The organism is Bradyrhizobium sp. USDA 4504, assembly GCF_054063995.1.
The window spans coordinates 4,362,814-4,382,234 of sequence record NZ_JBSSGV010000001.1; the positions used below are offsets into that span (position 1 = coordinate 4,362,814).

Annotated in this window: 19 protein-coding genes and 1 pseudogene; 5 read left to right on the top strand and 15 right to left on the bottom strand. The window is 62.1% G+C overall.

Annotated elements, in window-relative coordinates:
• Nucleotides 1-367: 367 nt before the first annotated feature.
• The gene (locus ACVMB1_RS20465) at nt 368-799 is read right to left on the bottom strand and encodes a hypothetical protein (protein WP_141342255.1); all 432 of its coding nucleotides are present in this window, start codon (nt 797-799) and stop codon (nt 368-370) included.
• A gap of 226 nt (nt 800-1,025) precedes the next feature.
• On the opposite strand from ACVMB1_RS20465, the pseudogene ACVMB1_RS20470 reads away from it, so the two are divergent.
• A pseudogene (locus tag ACVMB1_RS20470) lies at nt 1,026-1,245 on the top strand (hypothetical protein); the annotation flags it as partial.
• Here the strand turns inward: ACVMB1_RS20470 and ACVMB1_RS20475 are convergent.
• The 5 genes from ACVMB1_RS20475 to ACVMB1_RS20495 form a co-directional block, all read right to left on the bottom strand.
• Nucleotides 1,209-1,346, bottom strand: coding sequence for a hypothetical protein (locus ACVMB1_RS20475; RefSeq protein ID WP_246786700.1), 138 nt, complete (start codon nt 1,344-1,346; stop codon nt 1,209-1,211). The pseudogene ACVMB1_RS20470 and the gene ACVMB1_RS20475 sit on opposite strands and share 37 nt — an antisense overlap.
• Nucleotides 1,347-1,453: 107 nt before the next feature.
• A protein-coding gene (locus tag ACVMB1_RS20480) for an IS630 family transposase (RefSeq protein WP_141343507.1) occupies nt 1,454-2,396 on the bottom strand; the annotation gives its coding sequence in 2 pieces (ribosomal slippage) (nt 1,454-2,056 and nt 2,058-2,396; 942 coding nt in all).
• A gap of 99 nt (nt 2,397-2,495) precedes the next feature.
• Nucleotides 2,496-2,735, bottom strand: coding sequence for a hypothetical protein (locus ACVMB1_RS20485; protein WP_141342254.1), 240 nt, complete (start codon nt 2,733-2,735; stop codon nt 2,496-2,498).
• A gap of 45 nt (nt 2,736-2,780) precedes the next feature.
• A complete protein-coding gene (locus ACVMB1_RS20490; RefSeq protein ID WP_456849162.1) occupies nt 2,781-3,323 on the bottom strand; it encodes a relaxase/mobilization nuclease domain-containing protein in 543 nt (180 codons plus the stop codon).
• Nucleotides 3,324-3,722: 399 nt separating this feature from the next.
• On the bottom strand, nt 3,723-6,944 hold the full coding sequence (locus ACVMB1_RS20495; protein ID WP_253625962.1) for an adenylate/guanylate cyclase domain-containing protein: 3,222 nt from the start codon (nt 6,942-6,944) through the stop codon (nt 3,723-3,725).
• Nucleotides 6,945-7,625: 681 nt separating this feature from the next.
• Between ACVMB1_RS20495 and ACVMB1_RS20500 the strand changes: the two genes are divergently transcribed.
• Nucleotides 7,626-8,501 (top strand): tyrosine-type recombinase/integrase, encoded by an 876-nt coding sequence (locus ACVMB1_RS20500; RefSeq protein WP_310885735.1) that lies wholly within the window; start codon nt 7,626-7,628, stop codon nt 8,499-8,501.
• A gap of 717 nt (nt 8,502-9,218) precedes the next feature.
• Here the strand turns inward: ACVMB1_RS20500 and ACVMB1_RS20505 are convergent.
• The gene (locus ACVMB1_RS20505; protein WP_456849165.1) at nt 9,219-9,425 is read right to left on the bottom strand and encodes a hypothetical protein; all 207 of its coding nucleotides are present in this window, start codon (nt 9,423-9,425) and stop codon (nt 9,219-9,221) included.
• A 438-nt stretch (nt 9,426-9,863) separates the two neighbouring features.
• A complete protein-coding gene (locus ACVMB1_RS20510) occupies nt 9,864-10,067 on the bottom strand; it encodes a hypothetical protein (protein WP_076834276.1) in 204 nt (67 codons plus the stop codon).
• An 844-nt stretch (nt 10,068-10,911) separates the two neighbouring features.
• Between ACVMB1_RS20510 and ACVMB1_RS20515 the strand changes: the two genes are divergently transcribed.
• Complete coding sequence (locus ACVMB1_RS20515; RefSeq protein ID WP_141342845.1) at nt 10,912-12,006, top strand: amidohydrolase family protein; 1,095 nt, start codon at nt 10,912-10,914, stop codon at nt 12,004-12,006.
• Between the two features lie 61 nt (nt 12,007-12,067).
• Here the strand turns inward: ACVMB1_RS20515 and ACVMB1_RS20520 are convergent, their stop codons facing one another.
• The gene (locus ACVMB1_RS20520) at nt 12,068-12,337 is read right to left on the bottom strand and encodes a hypothetical protein (RefSeq protein WP_141342844.1); all 270 of its coding nucleotides are present in this window, start codon (nt 12,335-12,337) and stop codon (nt 12,068-12,070) included.
• Nucleotides 12,338-12,469: 132 nt separating this feature from the next.
• Nucleotides 12,470-13,141, bottom strand: a complete 672-nt coding sequence (locus tag ACVMB1_RS20525) for a Crp/Fnr family transcriptional regulator (protein WP_233442927.1) — start codon at nt 13,139-13,141, stop codon at nt 12,470-12,472.
• Between ACVMB1_RS20525 and ACVMB1_RS20530 the strand changes: the two genes are divergently transcribed.
• A complete protein-coding gene (locus ACVMB1_RS20530; protein WP_233442928.1) occupies nt 13,131-13,283 on the top strand; it encodes a hypothetical protein in 153 nt (50 codons plus the stop codon). The genes ACVMB1_RS20525 and ACVMB1_RS20530 overlap by 11 nt on opposite strands.
• A 215-nt stretch (nt 13,284-13,498) precedes the next feature.
• Here the strand turns inward: ACVMB1_RS20530 and ACVMB1_RS20535 are convergent, their stop codons facing one another.
• Genes ACVMB1_RS20535 through ACVMB1_RS20555 form a run of 5 tightly spaced genes read right to left on the bottom strand, consistent with a single transcriptional unit; the run spans nt 13,499 to nt 18,051 of the window.
• Nucleotides 13,499-14,335: a phosphodiesterase gene (locus ACVMB1_RS20535; RefSeq protein ID WP_456849167.1), complete on the bottom strand. Its 837-nt coding sequence runs from the start codon at nt 14,333-14,335 to the stop codon at nt 13,499-13,501.
• 3 nt (nt 14,336-14,338) lie between these two features.
• A complete protein-coding gene (locus tag ACVMB1_RS20540) occupies nt 14,339-15,403 on the bottom strand; it encodes an ABC transporter ATP-binding protein (RefSeq protein ID WP_253589743.1) in 1,065 nt (354 codons plus the stop codon).
• The gene (locus ACVMB1_RS20545; RefSeq protein WP_028336858.1) at nt 15,400-16,185 is read right to left on the bottom strand and encodes an ABC transporter permease; all 786 of its coding nucleotides are present in this window, start codon (nt 16,183-16,185) and stop codon (nt 15,400-15,402) included. The genes ACVMB1_RS20540 and ACVMB1_RS20545 overlap by 4 nt, the downstream gene beginning before the upstream one ends.
• Before the next feature lie 4 nt (nt 16,186-16,189).
• Complete coding sequence (locus ACVMB1_RS20550; RefSeq protein WP_076834043.1) at nt 16,190-17,005, bottom strand: ABC transporter permease; 816 nt, start codon at nt 17,003-17,005, stop codon at nt 16,190-16,192.
• A gap of 38 nt (nt 17,006-17,043) precedes the next feature.
• Nucleotides 17,044-18,051 carry an ABC transporter substrate-binding protein gene (locus ACVMB1_RS20555; protein WP_076834045.1) on the bottom strand — a complete coding sequence of 336 codons (1,008 nt, stop codon included), beginning with the start codon at nt 18,049-18,051 and terminating at the stop codon, nt 17,044-17,046.
• Nucleotides 18,052-18,243: 192 nt separating this feature from the next.
• Between ACVMB1_RS20555 and ACVMB1_RS20560 the strand changes: the two genes are divergently transcribed.
• A complete protein-coding gene (locus tag ACVMB1_RS20560) occupies nt 18,244-19,395 on the top strand; it encodes a zinc-dependent alcohol dehydrogenase (protein WP_253625961.1) in 1,152 nt (383 codons plus the stop codon).
• Nucleotides 19,396-19,421 lie beyond the last annotated feature (26 nt).

Sequence of the window (19,421 nt, forward strand, 5' to 3'; positions counted from 1 at the left end):
CCAGTTCAGGAAGAAAACGCCGCCGGGCGTGTATTCGTGAGACCGGCGGCGTCTTTTCCTGGGACCCTTATACTGGTCCTAAGTTGACTGCCGCACGGGCGATCGTCTGCCTCAGTTGGTAGTGCCAGCCATCCGGGCCAATGGTGTCGGTGTCGGGCCACTCGTCGCCCTCATCTTCCATCTCGTTCGCGTACCGGAGCACGGCGGCGATGCCGGCAACGGTCGTGGGAATCGTTGACGCCAGTTCCCACGCGGCGGCTCGGGCCGCGTGACCACAAGCCTAATTGTTGTCTTGGGCGTCATTGCCAGCGACAAGCACAACTTGGCAGAGGCTGATCGGCGCCGCGCGTGCCTCTGACCGAACCGCCTATCTTTTGGTGCGTCTTTGCGGAGAAGGAGCCGCTGGGGTTGCCTGCGCTGGGCTTTCAGCCCTTGCAGATTCCAGCGAGTTAACTCGCGCGCTTAGCGCACCGAGCTGGTCGGATATTAGCTTCTGCTCGCCCTGCTGAGCGGAAGTTTTCTGCTGAGCGTCACCGATCTGAGCAGCCTGCCTTTTTTGGCCGGCTTCAATCCCCTGCACCGCCTGTTGGAGAGACGCTAAAGTCTGCTTCATCTCCGCAAGGGCCGGATCCGGTGGAGGTGCGACGGCCGCGCGCTCTTGCGAGGCTGCAAACTTTGTCGCGTTGCTGTAGCTCATCCAAAGCGCACCGCAAGCGACGATAACGGCGAGAACAGCTATGAGCAGCGGAAACGACGATCGCGCCTGTGCATCGCCGGGCGTTGACGAATCGGCGGTCATGAGAAGTTCCCCGATTTGGACAGATGGAAGAACTATCCAATCTCCGGTTTGTTCCGGAGTCACTTGGTTCTGGCAATGACGGCAACCCCGTAGCCTCGCCGCATCACTGCCGACATCATGACGCGTCCACTTCTCCACAGCCACGACACGCTATAGCCGTGCCCTGTTCCGCGCCTCAACTCATTGATAATTTGCGTGGCCACCCTCGGCCTGCTCTCTAGTCAGGATGGGCTCGAAATCTCGAGAGTACATGTTCGGAGCAACGGTCAGGCACCTAGCCGAGCGCGCCAAGGAAGCCCGGCTCGAGGCCGACACCGTCGCCTGCCGCGTGGAATGCCCGCATGCTCGCCTTCCAGGGGCCGGCCCAGCCATCCCCTGCCCTCGGTGATGCGCTCAACGCCGGCTACCGCTACCTTGAGGTCAAATGCCTTGGCTGCGGGACGAATACGTCATCGAAAATGACGACACCGACTGACTGACCGTACTTGGCCGAAAACTTGGCCGATGCCTCACCGGGGCGCCCGACCGGCCGGGCGATAATTGTCACGCCTGGCGCGTCGCACGGGACGACACAGCATTTACTGCTGGACTGTCCAAACGGATCCAGCGAGGCGCGATGCCGCCGCGGCTAGAGCATTTTCCACATGATGTGGATCATCTGGTGTATCCAGCATGCCTAAAGTAGTTGGCACACATCTGCGGCGCAAACGACTTGACGAGTTTGCCGATGAGTTTGAGCAGGGCTTGGACCGTGCGGGTGGCGCCTTTGCGCAGCGCAGCTTTCAACCGGGAGAAGGCCTGTTCGATCGGATTGAGGTCGGGCGAGTAGGCCGGCAGATAACGCACGCGGGCGCCGACAGCCTCGATCGCCTCGCGGACACCGGCGATCTTGTGAGTGCGCAAGTTGTCCATGAAGACGATGTCGCCCTTGCGCAAGGTCGGCGCCAGGACTTGCTCGACATAAGCCAGGAACGAGGGCCCATCCATTGCACCGTCGATGACATAGGGCGCCGTGAGGCCATCGATGCGCAGCGCGGCGACAAGCGTCAGCGTCTTCCAGTGACCATGGGGCACGCCAGAGACGAGGCGCTCACCGCGAGGAGAGCGCCCATAGTGCCGGACCATCTTCGTCGTGACCGCAGTCTCGTCGATAAAGATGAGGCGCGGTGCACGCAGCTTGGGCTGCTCGGCTTTCAGCGCGGCACGCTCGGCAGCGACGTCAGGTCGATCCTGCTCGGCGGCGTGCAGTGTTTTTTTTGAAGGTGATGCTGTGACGGTCGAAGAAACGCCAGATCGAACCGATGCCGGCCTTTTGCTTTCTCTGAGAGCGCAGACGCGCGCGGATCTCCTCGAGCGTCAGGTCCGGCTCCGCGGCGATCAGCTCGATCAGCCACTGCTTGTGCTGCTCCAACGGCGAGCGGCTGTGCCCGGTGCCGGGCTTGGCCTCAACGTTTCCGGTCTTCCTCCAACGATCCATCCATCGGATCGTAGTCGAAGCGCCGAGATTGAGAATGCGCGCAGCCTCACGTGCGCTTTCGCCGGACTCAACAAGCTCAACCGCACGCACCCTGAGGTCCTTGGAGTATCCCTTCGCCATCGCATGCCCCGCATGTTGTCGCGGGCAACACCGAATCTGATTTGCGTGCCCGTGGGAATCCCCTTTGACTGTTCCGATTCACCTCAACTGGAAACCGCTCTAACGCTCCGGCGCGCCCCGGCCCGGCTCGGGCTGTTCCGTTTCCTTTTCCTTGGCCAGCCGCTTTTCGTGGCCGAGATAGACCCTGTCGCGCAACGTCAGCGGCCGGTCATTCGGCATCGCCTCAAGAAACCGCGTGACGTTTTCCGACAGCGCCCGGTCGCGCGCATCAGGACTGTTGGCCAGCGCCCGCGCCACCGTCGCATAGGCGGTCCGCACCCCCTGATGCTTCGCGCGCATCTTCTGCTCCCAGGGGTGCTCGTCCCGCCCTGGATTCTGTTTCCGTTAGTCATAATCCTGTCTGAGCTCGCGGATCATGTCGTGCCGCACCCGCGCCTCCCCGCGCTGCTCCATGCGTGGCATTGCCGTCGCATAGTCGCGCATCCCGACCCCGCGCGCGTAGCGCGGTGTGGCCTCGGCATCGATCCCGCGGCGCCGCAGGCATGCCGCAAACTTCTCCCGGTACTCGTGCAGCTGTGACTTTCGCGGGTTGAATGTCTTCCCTTCCCGGTCTCGGCCGCGCACCGTGACATGGCCATGCGGATGCGCCGTGTCGTCGTGGAAGCACACCACGACATCGACCCGCGGCCGCAATTCCTTGTCGACAAAATCGGTCACCGCATCCCTGAACTTTTCCCGGTCACTTCCCTTCGGTAGCGACAGCACCATGTTGACCGACATCGGCGCCTTTCGCAGGCTCTTGTTCTGCGTCGTCACCTCCGCGCTATCGGCCCAGGCCGCGTGCAGCTCTCCGACCGCTTCCTTCCCTTTCATCGGCCCGTAATCGGATTGCATCTCCACCTTGCCATTGCGGGTGATGTAATCCAAATGTGCCCTCAGATGTCCGGCATCCTTGGTCCGCCCCGACACCTTCACAACCACCTCGGGCGCCTAGCGAACCAGCCGCTCCAGCCGCGTCTTCGAGGCCGGCGATACCCCGAGGCGTGGCCCGCCGCTGCCGCCCGACCCGGCGCGATGAGGACTTGGTCGATGCATCGGTAGCAAAGCGGCTCCTCCAGGCCATCATCGACAATCTGCCGGAGCCAGTTCCCGGGGGGAGGCCGGTTCACACGATCGGCATTCCGGCGGCACGATCCGGTTGCGGGGATTGCCGCAATTTGTCTGGGCGCGGGGCGGCGCCTATACGTTCCTGCCGAGCCTCTCGGCGATCCGCTTTTTGGGATCGCAGATGATGTGAGTCGACCACAGGCCGGGGGTCATTCGGCACTAGTTCAACACTCTCACCAGGTCATCAGCCTCGCGCAGATCGCGGGACGTTTCCGCGGATGCAAATTTCGCCCGGATCGATATCAGCAGGTCTCGTGCTTCGGCGCGTCCGGATGCGCTCTCGCCGGCGCTGACCAAGCGCGCGATGCTGATCGCCGTGCGCAATTCCCAACCGACCGCCCCGAGCTTCCTGGCAGAGGCAAGCGAGCGTTTGAACAAGCGCATGGCAGCCCGGTCGTCTCGCGATGGTTCCCGACACAGCAGCGAGCCGTGAATCCGATAAATCTCGGGAGCCGCCCAGCGCTCGCCGGTTTTCTTCATCAGGGACTCAGCCGAAGCAGCGAAACTTCGAGCCCTTTCCATCTGCCCGATCCGTCCGAATTCTGTGGCGAGCAGAATTCGATAGAGTGGCATCTGAATGCACCGGTTCTCGGCGGGTAGTCTGCCGAGCAAGCCGCACAATTGTTCGAGCACTTCCGGCGCGGGGCCTCGTGCCGCCAACGCAGCGGTGGCCCACAATGGGCCGATGACCCGGTACATCGGATAGCCGTACTCGTCAGCGACCTTCAGACCGCGCTTGACGCTGGCGAGGTTGGCCGCGAGATCGCCCTCATACCAGTGGTCGGCGACGCCAAGAATGGAGGCAAAAGCTTGCATGAACGGATGTCCGATCTCGTTCGCGAGCTGGCGCGCCGTCACACAGCACTCTCTGGCCCGCCCCGGGCGGCCCAACAACCATTCGATGTGTCCGGAATAGACAAGCGATACGATCAATGGATCATGCTGATAGATCTGGACCAGCTTGCCGTGCTCACGCGGATCGTAGCGAGCGCTGACCAGAGCCGCGAGCTCACTTGCCTGCTCCAAACGACCAAGAAAGAAATTGGCGATTACGGCAGCGGTGTAGGCCATGAGGGCAGCCTCGTCGTCGCGCCACTCTTCTGCCCGCCGGACGAAATCGTGCGCGTTTTCGAGGCCTTTGGTGAGCTCGCAGTTGACCAGCTTGGCTATGGTACTTCCCCACAGCACCGTCGCCTTCTCGCGAATGGTGCCATGGCTCGCGCAAAGCTTGAGTGCACGACTGTAGGGGCCATAGACGTTGGGATCGGACCACCCGGCATTGGCTGTGTACGCCATCGCCAAATTGGATTGCAGCGCGATTTCAGCCTCGAAGCGCCGCGGTGACGCCGGCATCTTGGGTATCAGCGAGAGACCTTCGCGAAGATGAGCCACGGCTTCCTTGGTGGCAGAGCTGCGGAGCGCGGATTTGCCCGCCTGAAGCCAGGCCTCGATCGCTTCCGGAATGTTGCCTGCGCGTGCATAATGATAGCCTAACACCGCCGGCTGGCTGCTTTCTCCAATGGCGGCTTCCTGCAGCAGCCACGATGCGACGCGCGCATGGAGCTCACGCCTTTCCTCCTTGAGCAATGAGGAGTAGGCGACTTCCTGTATCATCGCGTGCTTGAACGTGAAGACCTTACCTTGAGACTCTTCGCTACGATACACAATCCCGGCTGTCTCGAGCGCCCGCAACGCGAGTTTCAGCGTTTGGCCCTTGCCTGGAAGCACGCTGAAAATGCCATCATAGTTGAAGCGCCTTCCGAAAACAGAGGCGATCTGGGCGACGCGCTTGGCAGGACCGAGACGATCAAGGCGCTCCATCAGTGAATCGTGAATGCTTGCCGGCACCAGGGTCTCCGGCAACTTCCCGCTCGGCGCAGGGCTCTCGGCCGGCCGCGGGATCGCGCCGGCATCGACGATGGCGCGTGTGAACTCCTCGACAAAGAGTGGCACGCCGTCGGTTCTTTCCACGATCTGGCTGGCAATCCTGCGCGGCACCAGATCGCTGCCCGCCACGGCCACGACCATCTGCTCGCATTCATGCACTGCCAGCTTTTGCAGAGCAATCCGCCGAATTTCCGGCCCTGTCAGCCAGTCGGCCCTGTAATCATCGCGATGCGTGATCAGGACCATGATCCGCTCGCCGGGACAGCGTGCGATCACGCGCACCAGCAGTTCGATGGTGGTTGGGTCCATCCACTGGACGTCCTCGACGATTCCGAGGATCGGCTGCTTGCGCGAGGCTGCGAGAAGAGCATCGACGAACATCTGCAAGGCACGCTCGCGCTCCGCGGGAGATCCGAGATCCGCGGGTTCGTATCCCGGGCATGCGGGTATTGATAGGACTGCTCCGTAGTAACGAAGCGCCTGCTCGACATCAGTGACGGCTCTTGCCAAAAGCGAGCGCAATTTTGCCAATGCGAGTTGAGCGTCGTCGGTGTCCTGGATGCCGGTCGCACGTGTGAGCCGCTCGATTTCCGGGGCAAGCGGTGTGTTGACGTGGAATGGTGAGCATTGCAGCGATAGAACATCACGCGGAGACGCATCAAGGGAACTGCGAAACTGGCGGATCAAACGTGACTTGCCGATGCCGGGTTCACCGGAAATCACACCGACCTGTCCCGAGCCGGCGAGGCTCTTCTGCCACATCTCGGCAAGCAACGTACTTTCGCCGGTTCGGGCTATCATCGGGGCGAGAGGCGACCTCCGCGCTCGGTCGAACCTGCTCTCGCTGGACGCAAGCGCCTCTGCGCGCCAGGCTTCGACAGGCTCCTCGACGCCCTTGAGTGGTCGTCTGCCAAGCGGCACGTAGCTGAACGTTCCGCGAGTCAGCTCGTAAGTGCTTGAGCCAACCACGACGCCGTTCTCGCTGGCGAGCCCCTGCAGACGGGCAGCGACATGTGCCGAACTACCGAACACTTCCCGCCGATCGGGCGGCTCGCCGGGCACGCTGCCGACGACGACGACCCCGGTATTGACCCCGACGCGCACGCCGAGGCGGACAAAACTGCCATCCGACAGCAGAAAGTTGTGATCCTTGATCGCCGCGGCGACCGCCAGCGAAGCGCGGACCGCGCGCTCAGGGTCATTTTCGTGGGCTTGCGGGACGCCAAAATACGCCAGCAATCCGTCGCCAATCATTCTGGCGATATGACCGCCGTAGCGGCGAATCTGCTCGTCGCAGATATCGCGGTAAGTTCTGATAACCGCGAAGAACTCCTCGGGATCGATCCGCTCGCTCAGGGGTGTCGAGCCGACAATGTCGATAAATACCACGGTGAGCTGCCGGCGTTCGGCATGCAGAGCTTCATTCTCGACATTCGGCGGCGCCTGCGTCCGCTGAAGTCCGCCCGAACGATCGGGCTTCGGCTGGCTGCTCATGACCCACCGTGTTCAGTTTCCGCCGTGCCGGGAGGCAAGGTCGACGGCAAGCCGCGTCAGGTTGACGCTGCCGAGCGGCCTGTGCTCGGGCAAACAGTTCCATGGATTGAACACCATGTTCCCGCGGCCGTACAGCGCATTCTGCGTCAAACCCTGCCCTGGAGCGGCAGGTGTCTCAGGCGCACTAGCCACTCTAGAGGACGGGGCCACCACCGCGAAGCGCCCTCGACGTCATCCGACGTGGCGGCGTGCTGTACCCGTATGGAGAAATCGAACACGACGTCATCGCCCCCTTGATGCGTACGCGAGTCCAGAACCCTCACAAGCGCTTTCTGGAGAAAGCTTTTCGATGGGCCAAAACGCAAACGTCCACCATCTGGTGTCCTCAATTTGACCACCGGAAGGACCGACCAAATAGCGCGCGACCTTGCGTTCGCCGATCTTCGGCTTCGGGTCACGAACGTCGCCCTCTGCAATAGACGGTGGCTTGTCGATTTCCGCTATACCCCGTTGGCGACCGAAGTCGTGTGGCGGCGCAATATGTCGCGAAGGCACAAAGGACTAAACCGCTCGCGCGGTAGGACGCCGCGGCTGGCGGCACGGCCAAGACGATAGCGCAACGGGGCGTCCTGTCTTGAGATCGAGGGGTTCGACAACCTCACTCAAGACAGGAGCATCGCCATGACCGACGAGGCAATGAGCCCGTTGCGCCGGCGCATGATCGAAGACATGACGATCCGCAAGTTGGCCCCGAAGACCCAACATGACTTCGTGCAAAGGGTCAAGAACTTCGCCGCATTTCTCGGGCGATCACCGGATACGGCGACCTTCGAGGACGTGCGCCGCTATCAGCTACATCTGACGGCAAGCGGCGTTGGCGCGCCGACCATCAACCAGACCGTCTCGACGCTGCGGTTCTTCTTTCGGGTCACACTCAAGCGCCACGAGATCGTCGAGCATACCCATGTCATTCACGAGCCGCGCAAGCTGCCGGTGGTACTGAGCGTGGAGGAAGTGGCACGGCTGCTCGATGCCGCACCGGGGCTCAAATACAAGGCGGCGCTGAGCGCGGCCTACGGTGCCGGGCTGCGTGCCAACGAGGTCGTCTCGCTCAAGGTCTCCGATATCGACAGCAAGCGGATGATCATCCGCGTCGAGCAGGGCAAGGGCGGCAAGGACCGCAATGTCATGCTGTCGCCCAGCCTGCTCGCGCTGCTACGGGCCTGGTGGAAGATGGCTCGGCCGCAAGGCTGGCTGTTCCCTGGCCGTGACCCGGCCCAGCCAATGACCACACGCCAGCTCAACCGTGCCTGCCACGCCGCCGCCCAGATGGCGGAGATCAACAAGCGCGTCTCGCTGCACACCTTGCGGCACAGCTTCGCCACCCACCTGCTTGAGCAGAACATCGACGTCCGCGTCATCCAGGTGCTGCTCGGCCACGCCAAGCTCGACACCACCGCGCTCTATACCCGCGTCGCCACCAAGACGATCAGCGAGGTCATGAGCCCGCTGGAGCATGTCGGCGAAACTCGTTCCGCCTACTATGCCCTCTGCTGACTTCTGCACTGCGGTCAGATCGCCTTACGACGACCTCAGTCTCGTTGCCGAGACGCAGCGCAGATCTCCCGAGGTAAGATCGACCGCCTTCGCCGCACGCCCGCCGGATTTACCACCCCGGCCCTTGATGACCGTGGACTTCGCGATCACGTGCTCGCTCGTCCGGCCGGGTAGGCCTCGTTATCCGGTTTTTGTCCATCGGGCCGCGGCTTTGCTCCACGCTTCCTTCAGACCCCACCTCGCGATGACGCCCTTGCGCTTCGCTAATCCTTCACCGTCATCAGGCTGGATAGAGGACTTCCACCTCCAAGCTGCCGGTCATGCTCGGCACACACAGAATAGCGCCCCGTAGGGCGCCTCGTACCTCACGTATTGAGGGCCACTCAGTACACCGATGCAGTCAGCATTGGCATGACGCCGAATGATGCCTGCCACACCCAATAGACGGGCCTGCATTTCACTTTCAAACTTCTGATGATGTGCGTCTAAACAAGCCCCCGCTCCACCGCCATGCGCCGCGCACCAACTTCAAGGTAGAACCGCGCCGCACTGATCGCCGTACCGCGGTCTGGCCCGTCCAATAACCGACAGAAGTGCGCTCTGCGCCATTCTTTAATGCGACGCAGCCGGCGCCGCATATGCGCCGGTCGTTCGGCGGCGATGTCTTAAGGTAGGCCGTCATTCCCTGCTCCCAGAGCGGCACACCATATCTCGGGATCAACGATTCAGCTTGCCGTATTTTTCTGCAACGGCATACATCGCTTCGTATTTTTCGCGTCGCAACTCGCCAGAGTAAGCAAAGCCATTTCTTGTCGCAATGTTCTGCAGCGTCCGATAGTAGCTAGGCAAGTTCGTGTTGACCGCCTCCACGATGCGAGGGACGAGAGTCATATCCCTAGATTGTCGGTCAACCTGATCGGCCAACTGCGGGGTCGGGTGGCAGTCTTGATCGAATCAGTTTCCGCCGGGTCGCTCGCCAAAATGGGAACTTCCGGGGACACGGCGGCAGACTTTCGGCCGTCTGGGCTCGGAAGCAGTAAACGCCGAGATGACGGAGACCGACGCGATCCGTAGAAGTCAGCCATTTTGGGCCTATTCTCATGCATTTTCAGGCACTTGCCTGATAGCGGGAGGGATCGAACCTCCGAATGGCGGAATCAAAAATCCGCTGCGGTCAGCGCCGTTCGTCAAACGATAAGAAGTCGCACGGCGAACGTACCGTCGTCTTCAAGACGGCACCGGTCTATTTGCGTCGGTAACACCACCATTAGACTTGCAGGCGCCTCCGATTGGATTCCCGCCCTCGGACCTCAGGGAGGAATTTGATAGCCACCTTAGTCTAGTGACATCTTCTGAAGATAATCAGTTTTTGGTCTGATTCTGACTCTGAAGAATATGCATTTCTGCTCGCGCCAAGTGCCGACGAAGTGCGGCAATTGCCTGAAGGCTCACCTCGAAGGCGACGGGGCCCATCTCCTTAGTCTCCAGTCGAATGGCAGCATGTCCGTCGGAACGCAACATCGTCTCCGAACCAGTCACATTCAGGATCACCAGGTTTCGGTCCATTTTCCCTCCCATCGAACCCGTCTTCTCACGAGGACGTTTCCTTGTTGCTTAGACGAGGCAGTGCTCGCGTCTGGTCGGCTTCGGCGTAAGCAGACCCTATTTCGGCCTCGCTTCTTTCATTTTAGCATCAAATCGCCGTTCCGTTCCGCCAACGGAGCACGCGGCTCCGCCGCACACCGCTGGATCGCGTCGGCTCTTGAGGAAATCCCGCTATCGTTACCAGGAGATTCGTCTTGATTGGCCGGGCATTTTCACAGCGTTGGCAGCTAGCAAATGCGGTGAAAGCGCAAGGTTAGTTAGTGGATGATGAACAAGCGGATGGCGACGGACGGCGATCTGTCGCGGTTTCAGTCCGACGGGGAACAGACGATTTTGGGGGTGGCGCCAGAAAACCTTTGATGTCCCACATCGCGAAATCGCGAGAGGGCTGAGTGGCCTTTGGTCCAGAAGGCGAGATTGCTGGCGGCGCCAATCCGCTCGAAAAGCGCTCGCGAAAGTGGCGATAGTGATCAATGCCGTCACTTGCATGCTGAACGGTGCGGTGCGGTCGTGATATTGGCATTTGTCGTGTTCGCGACCTGATCAAAGTCGATCGAGGGTGACGCATTGCCGATCTGACTGAATGCTATCCATTACACGGCGACTTGCCGCAAACAGCGCGATGGCACGCGCAGGCGTATCGCAGACGAAGTGCCGAAATGGCGCGACATCATCGCAAAGGCGGAGACCAAGCCGGTCTGAGCAGATCAACATTGCGCGACACGCACAGCGTGTGATCTTGCGAGCACTAGCCAGCATCCCTACGCTCCCCCTCCATAACATAACAACCAGGGAGGCGATCGTCATGACTACAAGGCGGGATTTCCTGAAAGCGGGAGCAAATGCGGCGGCAGGCATCGTGTTCTGCGGCTGCGGGCTCGTCCACAACGCAAATGCGCAGCAACCGCGCCAGCAGTTGCCGGTCACGGTCAACGGCAAACGTGTCAAGACGATCGACATTCACGCGCATTGCCATTTCCGCGAGGCGGGCGCGCTGCTCGGCGCGGACGCCGGAAAATATCAATTGCCGCCGGTCAACGGCGCCAGCGAGGCCTTCATCGAGATCGACAAGCGACTGGCTGCAATGGACGCGCAGGCCATCGACATGGAGGTGCTTTCGATCAATCCGTTCTGGTACGACCGCGACCGCGATCTGGCCGGAAAGATCGTGAAAATCCAGAATGAAAAGCTCGCCGAACTCTGTGCCTCGAAGCCCGACCGGTTCGCGGCGTTCGCCTCGCTGACGCTGCAGGCACCGGACCTTGCGGTGCAGGAGCTGGAAACGGCGGTGAAAAAGCAGGGGCTGAAGGGCGCTGCGATCGGCGGTGTCGTCGACGGCGCCGAATTCTCAAATCCGAAGTTTCATCCGGTATGGGCCAAGGCCGAGGAACTCGGCGTTCCCTTGTTCATCCATCCGCAGGGCGTGCCCGAGCTCAACAAGCGGCTCTCCGGCAATGGGTGGCTTGGCAACACGATCGGCAATCCGCTCGAGACCACGATCGCACTCTCCCATTTGATCTTCGAGGGCACGCTCGATCGCTTCCCGGGGCTGAAAATCATCGCCGCACATGGCGGCGGTTATCTCGGCTCGTACGCCGACCGCTCGGACCATGCCTGTCTGGTTGGACCCAAGGGATGCAATCCGGAGATCAAGCTCCAGAAGGCGCCGGCGGAGTATCTGAAGCAGATATATTTCGACTCTCTGATCTTCACGCCGGAGGCGATCCGGCACCTCGCCGCCCAGGTCGGCGCCGGCCAGATCGTGCTGGGAAGCGACTATCCCTATCCATGGCAACTGGCGCCGGTCGACCACATCTTCGCCTCGTCGTCGCTGAGCCACGATGACAAGGCCAATATTCTCGGGCGGACCGCAGCAAAGCTGCTTGGAGTAGCCGCGTGAGGACGGCTTGCTGTTGAACAAGCGCCTGTCGTCGCGCCTTGCGCGACGACGGCATCAACGATCAGTAGGCCTTCACCGTCCGGATCTCGCTGCCCGGCCGCACCGTTGGCGCCACCTGCGCGATATTGGGTATCGGATCAGTGTAGACGGTGTCGGTTCCGACGAACTCCGCTTGCGCCGCGTCCGATATCCATCTGACCGCAGCCGGGTGACTGACCAGCATCCCGATCAGCGCAACGATGACGAGCAGCGGCAGCGCGACAAGCTTGATGCTGAAGCTCTGGTAATTGTGCTGTGGGTTCTGCCGCCGCTTGTCGAAAGAGCTCTGCATGGATTCCTCCATATTGTGCTCCCCTGACACGTCACTTACCGCAGCGCGCGCAAGGCCGATGTGAATGGCTTCACAGGCCTTGTTCAGCTCACCGTTTCGTGAAATGCGCGACCGACCGGGCAGCCGGCGCGACTACTCGCCGTCGTTCGCCCCGGCGTCGACCAGCTCCTGGAGGGTCTCGCGCTTCAGCACGACGATCGCGCCATGCTCGAGCCTGACCCAACCGCGTATTGCCCACGCCCGGAGCTGCTTGTTGATGCTCTCGCGCGTCATCCCGACCATCTCGCTGATCTCCTGCTGGGTGATCGAGATGGTGCGTCCCTGCGGTTTGTGCTTGTCGCTCAGTCGCAGCAGCGCGCTGGCCAGACGGCCGGGCAGGTTCTGCAGGATGACCTGCTCGACCTGATCGCTGGTCCGGCGCAGTCTTTCGCAAAGCAGCTCGATGAACTTCATCGCAAGCGTCGGCTGGCTGCGCACGAACGGAATGAACTCGCGCCGGTCAATGACGAACAGCTCGCAATTGGTGTTGGCGGTGGCATCGGCCGTCCGCGACAAGCCGTCGAGCAGCGCGATCTCGCCGAAGATCTCTCCGGCCTCGATCAGGTTCAAAATCGCGTTGCGACCATCCGGCGACGAGATGCTGATCTTGACCGTGCCCGAGATCACCGCAATCAGGCTGGTGCCCGGATCGCCCTTGGAAAAGATCGTCGTGCCCCGCTTCAGCGTGGTGTGCTTGGCGTAGCGGCAGAGCTGATCGAATGCTTCGGGCTCGAGATCGGCGAAATAGGGATGCTTGCGCAACACCGACAGCTTGTTGTTCGAAAACAACGGCGCGCCGGAAGTTCGTTCTATGGGCGGCGCTCCGGTCATCGTGATCCAGACTGATTGTGTTGCGTTCAATCGGCCCGCCAGCACAGCGGACGCCGACAAAGCCATCGATCAATGAAAGCAGACAGAAGTATAGCCCCCCCGGGGGCCTACAGCAACAAAGGGACCGAGCCGGCGCATTGGGAGGCATCCAAGGTACAATTTGGAATAAATCTGCGTCGATGCAACGCTCAATTGCAGGCGACGGGCTGCCCTTGATCCGACATACCCGACCGATCCGCGACAATCTCGCCTGGCAAGATCCCGTCGGTGCGAGGGGTCAACGCGGCCAGCTCACAGCAGCTTGCCGTCCGGCCCAAAGAACGGATGCGGCCCGTCAAACTGACCGATCGGGACCTGGTGCGTGACCAACTGTCCAAAATCCGGACCGGGAAACCACGTGTGCAAATGAAATGCCGGCGGTTCCACCTTGAACGACGGTTCGCGGAGCTGTCCGAGGTCCAGGTCAACCGCATGGTTCGGCGCGGGGCACAATGTCGCGGGAATCCCGGCGAAGGAGGTCAGCATGGCACGATGGACGTGCCCGCAGCCGATCAAACGCACTCGCGGATGGCGGCTGACGATTGCTGCCAGTTCTGCGGCATTGAAAAGGTCCTGGCGGTCCATGTGCCAGATGCCGCCCTTGAACGGCGGGTGATGCAGGAAAAGCAGCGCGGGCCGGTCTGCTGCCGCCAGTGTCGCGTCCAGCCATTGCAGCGTCGACGGCTCGAGCATGCCATGAGGCTTCCCGGCAACGCTTGAATCAAGCAGCAGCAGATCGAGGCCATTCACCTCGATCTCCTGGTCGAGCGGGCCTGTCGCGTGAACATAGGGTGCGGCAGGAAACGCGGCGCGCATCCACGCACGCGAATCGTGATTGCCGGGAATTCCGGTAAACGGAACGCGCAACGGCGCGAGCAGTCGTTTGAGATGGTCGTATTCCTCGACCGACGGCGTATCGACAAGGTCGCCCGAGATGACGACGAAATCGGGCGCCGGCTCGAATCCATTGATCGCCACCACGCAGCGTTCAAGCGCCTTCGCGGTATCGACCCGGCCATAGGCCAACGCTCCCGGCGGCTTGATGTGGAGGTCGGAAATCTGGGCGATGAGGACCGGTTTCGACGGCATCGATCAATCTCGTGGTTCGGAAGGGAGCAGACGGACAGCGTCGGGCGCGATCGAAAGCCCGACACGATCGCCGATCCTGGCTTGAATCGTGTTGGGAGCGTCGACATTGAGCGGCTTGCTCGATGCATCACTCACGACGAGCCGCTGCCGGTCGCCGATGAAGCTGACGGAATCGACGAGTCCCGAGAGCAAACCCGCGCCCGCCTCCGTCACGCGAATGGTTTCGGGGCGGATCATGACGGTCGCGTTCGCGCTCGTCGCTGCACCCTCGATCGGCAGTCGCCCGCCGGGCAGGATCAATGCCCCGTTCTCGACCGGAGCCTCTACAATGTTCGCCGCTCCGATGAACTCCGCCACAAACCGGTCCTTCGGCGCGAAGTAGACCTCGCGGGGCGTACCGATCTGTGCGATTGCGCCTTTCCGCATCACGACAATCCGGTCGCCCAATTCCATGGCTTCGGACTGATCGTGGGTGACATAGATCGTCGTGATCCCAAGCGCTCGCAACAGCCGGTTGAGCTCGCTGCGCAGCCGGTCCCGCAACGCGGCGTCGAGCGCGGTCAAGGGCTCGTCGAGCAGCAAGATGCCGGGCCGGATCGCGACGGCGCGCGCCAGGGCGACGCGCTGACGCTGGCCGCCCGAAAGCTGGTCGATGCGGCGATTCTCCAATCCCGTGATGTTCGTCAGAGCAACCAGCTCGGCGACGCGTGCGGCACGCTCGCCCCTGGCAACACCGCGGATCTTCAGCCCGTAGGCGATATTGTCCGCCACCGTCATGTTGGGGAACAGGGCGTAGGACTGGAACACCATCCCGACATTGCGCCGCTCGATCGGGACCGAGGTCATGTCCTTGCCGTCGAACAGGACCTTGCCGCCGACATCTGGCAGCTCGAGGCCAGCGATGATGCGCAGCATCGTGGTCTTGCCGCAGCCGGACGGCCCAAGCAGCACCAGCGTCTCGCCACGCGCAATGTCGAGGGTCGCGGGATCGAGCGCGCGCGTGCCGTCGGCAAAGGTCTTGCCGCACGCCTCAATCCGCACCGCTGCGCCATGCCCGGCCGTGCTCATCGCTTGTGATCCCTGTCGGCCAATAGCTGCATTGCGACCAGCAGCGGAATGATCATCACGAAGAAGATCAACGTATAGGCCGACGCCACTTCAAGCCGCATCGAGGCGTAGCTGTCGGCGAGCCCGATCGGCAGTGTCTTCGTCAACGGCGTATGCAGCATCCAGGTCAGGTTGAATTCGCCGAGCGACAGCGTGACCACCATTAGCGCGCCGGCGAGAATTCCGGGTAGCGCGTTCGGCACGATGACGTCGCGGAAGCGTCGCCATGGCGATGCCCCGAGCGAGGCCGCCCCCTCATCCAGCGTCTTGATGTCCACGGTCGCGAACACCGCCATCACCGACCGCACCATGAACGGCATGGTGAAGATCACGTGTCCAACCAGGATGAATAGCCAGGAACGGCGAAAGTCGCCGAAGCTGCCATAGGCGAGCAGCAGTGCGAGCGCTATCGCAAGCCCGGGGATCGCCAAAGGCAACGTGATGATCTCCTCGACGATGCGCGCAAGCCGGCCTCCCCGCGCATGCAGCGCATAGGCTGCGGGAACGCCGGCAAGCAGTGTGACGGCAAGGGTCGCGAATGCGATCACGAAAGAGAGCAGGATGGTGCCGGCATAGAGCTCCCAGACCTGCGCGACCCATTGCAGGGTCACGCCGGACTGGATGCCCCGGAAGTAGTTCACGGTGACGCCGGCGGAGATCGAAAGCCCCGCAGGCACCACCAGGAATGCCGCCACGAGCAGCGTGAAGATGAACTGGCCGGTGAAGATCAAGCGATCGCGCATGCGTTCACCCGGCCGCCGCGACCGCGCTGCCGCTGAACGAGCGGGCGAGCGCGAGGATGAGCCAGGTGATCAGGCCAAGTCCCACCGACAGCGCGGCCGAGGTCGCGAAATTGGCGGCCAGCGTGAACTCGGTATAGATCAGCATCGGCAGCACATCGATATTCGTCGCCAGCGTAAACGCAGTCCCGAAGGCGCCCATCGCGGTTGCAAATGCGATCGCGCCGGACGCAACGAAGGCCGGCGCCAGCGCCGGCAGCACGACGTCACGCTGGACCGCCCAGGGGCTGGCGCCGAGCGAACGCGCGGCTTCTTCCAGACCGACATCGAGCTTCTGCACGGCCGCCATGATGGTCAGGATCACGCGCGGGATCGAGAAGTAGAGATAGCCGAGGAACAGCCCGTAGATCGAATAGGCGAAGACGAACTTCTCGCCGAAGATCCGGTTCGACAGATCGCCGATCAGCCCCTGCCGCCCCGCCAGCAGGATGATCATGAAGCCGACCACCACGCCGGGAAACGCCAGCGGAAAGGTCAGCATCGCGATCAGCACGGCCCGGCCTGGAAAGCGGTGCCGCTGCAGAAACATTCCGGCTATCGTCGCCACGATCAGCGTGACGACGGTCGTTGCCGCCGCCAGGAGCACGGTATTGATCAGCGTCGCGCGATAACGAGATTCGGTCAGGATGGCGAGATATCCGGCGAGCCCATGCGGCCCTTCGGCGCCTGCGACAACCAGCCGTGCCATCGGCAGCAGGAAGAATGCCGTGGTCACGACCGCGAGCGGCAGCAGGCAGAGCCAAACGAAGGATTTTTGCGACATCGGAAGAATGGTGCCCCGGCGAAGGGCACCATATTGCCTCAGCGAACCTCGGCGAGATAGCGGTCGACGAAGGCTTTTTGCACGTTTTCCATCTCGCCCCAGTCGACGCTCTTGGCGCGGGCATAGTCGCTGTCGGGGAGGAATTTCCCCTTCACGGAAGCCGGCAGCTCGATCGGGCGGGCCGGACGCAGATAGGCATTGGTCCAGATCGCCTGCCCCTTGTCGGACAAGAGATAGTCCATCACCTTCTTGGCCTTCTCCTTGTCGGGCGCGTTCTTCACGAGACCAACGACATAGGGAAACACCACCGATCCCTCGCAGGGAATCACAAACTCGAAGTTGCCCTTCTCCGAATATTTCGCGCGATAGGCATTGAAGTCGTAGTCGAACAGGATCGGCATCTCACCGGAGACGACGCGGGCATACGACGTCTGCTTGGGTACGATCGGATCGTTCTTGCGCAGCTCCTTGAAGAAGCTGATCGCCGGATCGAAGTTGCCTGGCGAGCCGCCGAGCGCCAGATTGACGGCGACCGCGCCGACATAGCCGACCGCCGCCGACGACGGATCGAGATAGCCGACCATCCCCTTGTAGTCGGGCTTCAGGAGATCCTTCCAGCAGGCCGGCACCGGCTTGCCGCCAAGCGCATCCTTGTTCACGAACAGGCCGAGCGTGCCGGAGTGGATCGTGGTCCAGTAGCCATCCGCGTCCTTGAGGCCGGCCGGGACCTGATCCCAATGCGCCGGCTTGTAGGGCTCGAGCGCGTCCTGCGCCTTGGCCTTCATGCCGAAAGTCACGCCGAAATAGCCGATATCGCCGACCGGATTGCTCTTCTCGGCCAGGATCTGAGCCAGCGCCTGGCCGGAATTCTTGTTGTCATGCGGGATATCGTAGTTGAGATCCGCCTTGATCGCCTTCAGCATCGAGGCCCAATCCGCCCATTCCGGCGGACAATTGTAGCAGATCACGTCGGCCGCCCTGGCGGATTGCCACGGCGCGATCAGCAACAGCGCCAGCAACGCAAGGACAAGGCGGACGGTCTTCATGGGAGGCTCCGGTCTGGGAGAGGATGCAATGAGGATTTCAACATCAAGCGGAGGACCAAGTATAGGCCGCGTATGAATGTTTTGCGACGCGCTTGCTGCCGTGCAGCAAATGCAACGGCTCCGATGCCGACCATCGGGTGCTCGCGGCAGCCACTGGTTTCGCGCTAGGCTGACGGCCGAAAGAGGAAGCCCATGTACCAGCCGCCCGGCGTCAACACATCGCCTGATCTGCCCGTTCCCGGCCTGATGCAGGCCTGGGTCCTTGGTGACCCCGGCCAGCTCCTGCTTTGCGAAAAGCCGACGCCGGTCCCCGCGCGTGCCGAGGTGCTGGTGCGCATCGATGCGGTTGCGATCTGCGCCACCGATCTCGAAATCATCCATGCCGGGTCGCCGGCAAGCATTGAGGGCGGCCTGCCCTTCAACAAGAACTTCACGCCGGGTCACGAATACATGGGCACGGTCGCCGCACTCGGGCCGGACGTTGACGAATTCAGGATCGGCGAGCGGGTCAGCGTCGAAATCCACGCCGGCTGCGGCCAATGCAAACGCTGCCGCCAGGGCATGTACACGTCCTGTCTCAACTATGGAAAGCCGGAGAAGGGCCACCGCGCCAACGGCTTTACGACCGACGGCGGATTCGCGGAGTACGCAGTTAACCACATCAATACGCTGGCGCGCGTACCGGATAGCATGAGCGATGCGGAGGCGACGCTCGTGGTGACCGCAGGCACGTCGATGTACGGCTTGACGGAATTGGGAGGATTGGTGGCCGGCGAGAGCGTCGTGGTGATCGGCCCGGGGCCGATCGGACTTCTCGCAGTTGCCGTGGCCAAGGCGCTTGGCGCAAGCCCGGTGATTCTGACCGGCACGCGCAACAAGCGGCTGGCGATCGGCGGGGAATTGGGGGCCGACCGCGTCATCAACATCAACGACGAAGACGCCGTTGAGGTCGTGAAGCAACTAACAGGGGGAATCGGCGCGGACTATGTCGTCGAATGTGCCGGCACCGAAGCGACACTCAACCAGGCCATTCACATGACCAATCGTGGCGGCAAGATTTGTCTGGCCGCCTTCCCACACGAGGCTGCGACGCTGGACATCGCGCATCTCGTGCGAAACAACATCTACGCTTACGGGATCCGCGGCGAGGGCCGCAGCGCCACTCGCCGCGCCATGGAATTGATGGCAGCGAAGCGGTTCGACGCGACAAGGATCCACACGCATACGTTTCCGCTGGAAGACCTGCCGACGGCGCTCAGATATGCACGGGATCGCGTGGATGACGCGATCAAGGTCGTCGTCACCACCCGCAAGGTCGACGCGATCGCGCGCGCTGCGGAGTAAGGTCCGTTCGCGCCGGCGGCAGACCG

Excerpts from the sequence above, each read along its gene's own strand:
- ACVMB1_RS20520 (WP_141342844.1), bottom strand. The coding sequence starts at position 12,337 with ATGCAGAGCTCTTTCGACAAGCGGCGGCAGAACCCACAGCACAATTAC.
- ACVMB1_RS20545 (WP_028336858.1), bottom strand. The coding sequence starts at position 16,185 with ATGCGCGATCGCTTGATCTTCACCGGCCAGTTCATCTTCACGCTGCTC.
- ACVMB1_RS20540 (WP_253589743.1), bottom strand. The coding sequence starts at position 15,403 with ATGAGCACGGCCGGGCATGGCGCAGCGGTGCGGATTGAGGCGTGCGGC.
- ACVMB1_RS20560 (WP_253625961.1), top strand. The coding sequence starts at position 18,244 with ATGTACCAGCCGCCCGGCGTCAACACATCGCCTGATCTGCCCGTTCCC.
- ACVMB1_RS20515 (WP_141342845.1), top strand. The coding sequence starts at position 10,912 with ATGACTACAAGGCGGGATTTCCTGAAAGCGGGAGCAAATGCGGCGGCA.
- ACVMB1_RS20485 (WP_141342254.1), bottom strand. The coding sequence starts at position 2,735 with ATGCGCGCGAAGCATCAGGGGGTGCGGACCGCCTATGCGACGGTGGCG.
- ACVMB1_RS20550 (WP_076834043.1), bottom strand. The coding sequence starts at position 17,005 with ATGTCGCAAAAATCCTTCGTTTGGCTCTGCCTGCTGCCGCTCGCGGTC.
- ACVMB1_RS20495 (WP_253625962.1), bottom strand. The coding sequence starts at position 6,944 with ATGAGCAGCCAGCCGAAGCCCGATCGTTCGGGCGGACTTCAGCGGACG.
- ACVMB1_RS20510 (WP_076834276.1), bottom strand. The coding sequence starts at position 10,067 with ATGGACCGAAACCTGGTGATCCTGAATGTGACTGGTTCGGAGACGATG.
- ACVMB1_RS20535 (WP_456849167.1), bottom strand. The coding sequence starts at position 14,335 with ATGCCGTCGAAACCGGTCCTCATCGCCCAGATTTCCGACCTCCACATC.
- ACVMB1_RS20500 (WP_310885735.1), top strand. The coding sequence starts at position 7,626 with ATGACCGACGAGGCAATGAGCCCGTTGCGCCGGCGCATGATCGAAGAC.
- ACVMB1_RS20465 (WP_141342255.1), bottom strand. The coding sequence starts at position 799 with ATGACCGCCGATTCGTCAACGCCCGGCGATGCACAGGCGCGATCGTCG.
- ACVMB1_RS20555 (WP_076834045.1), bottom strand. The coding sequence starts at position 18,051 with ATGAAGACCGTCCGCCTTGTCCTTGCGTTGCTGGCGCTGTTGCTGATC.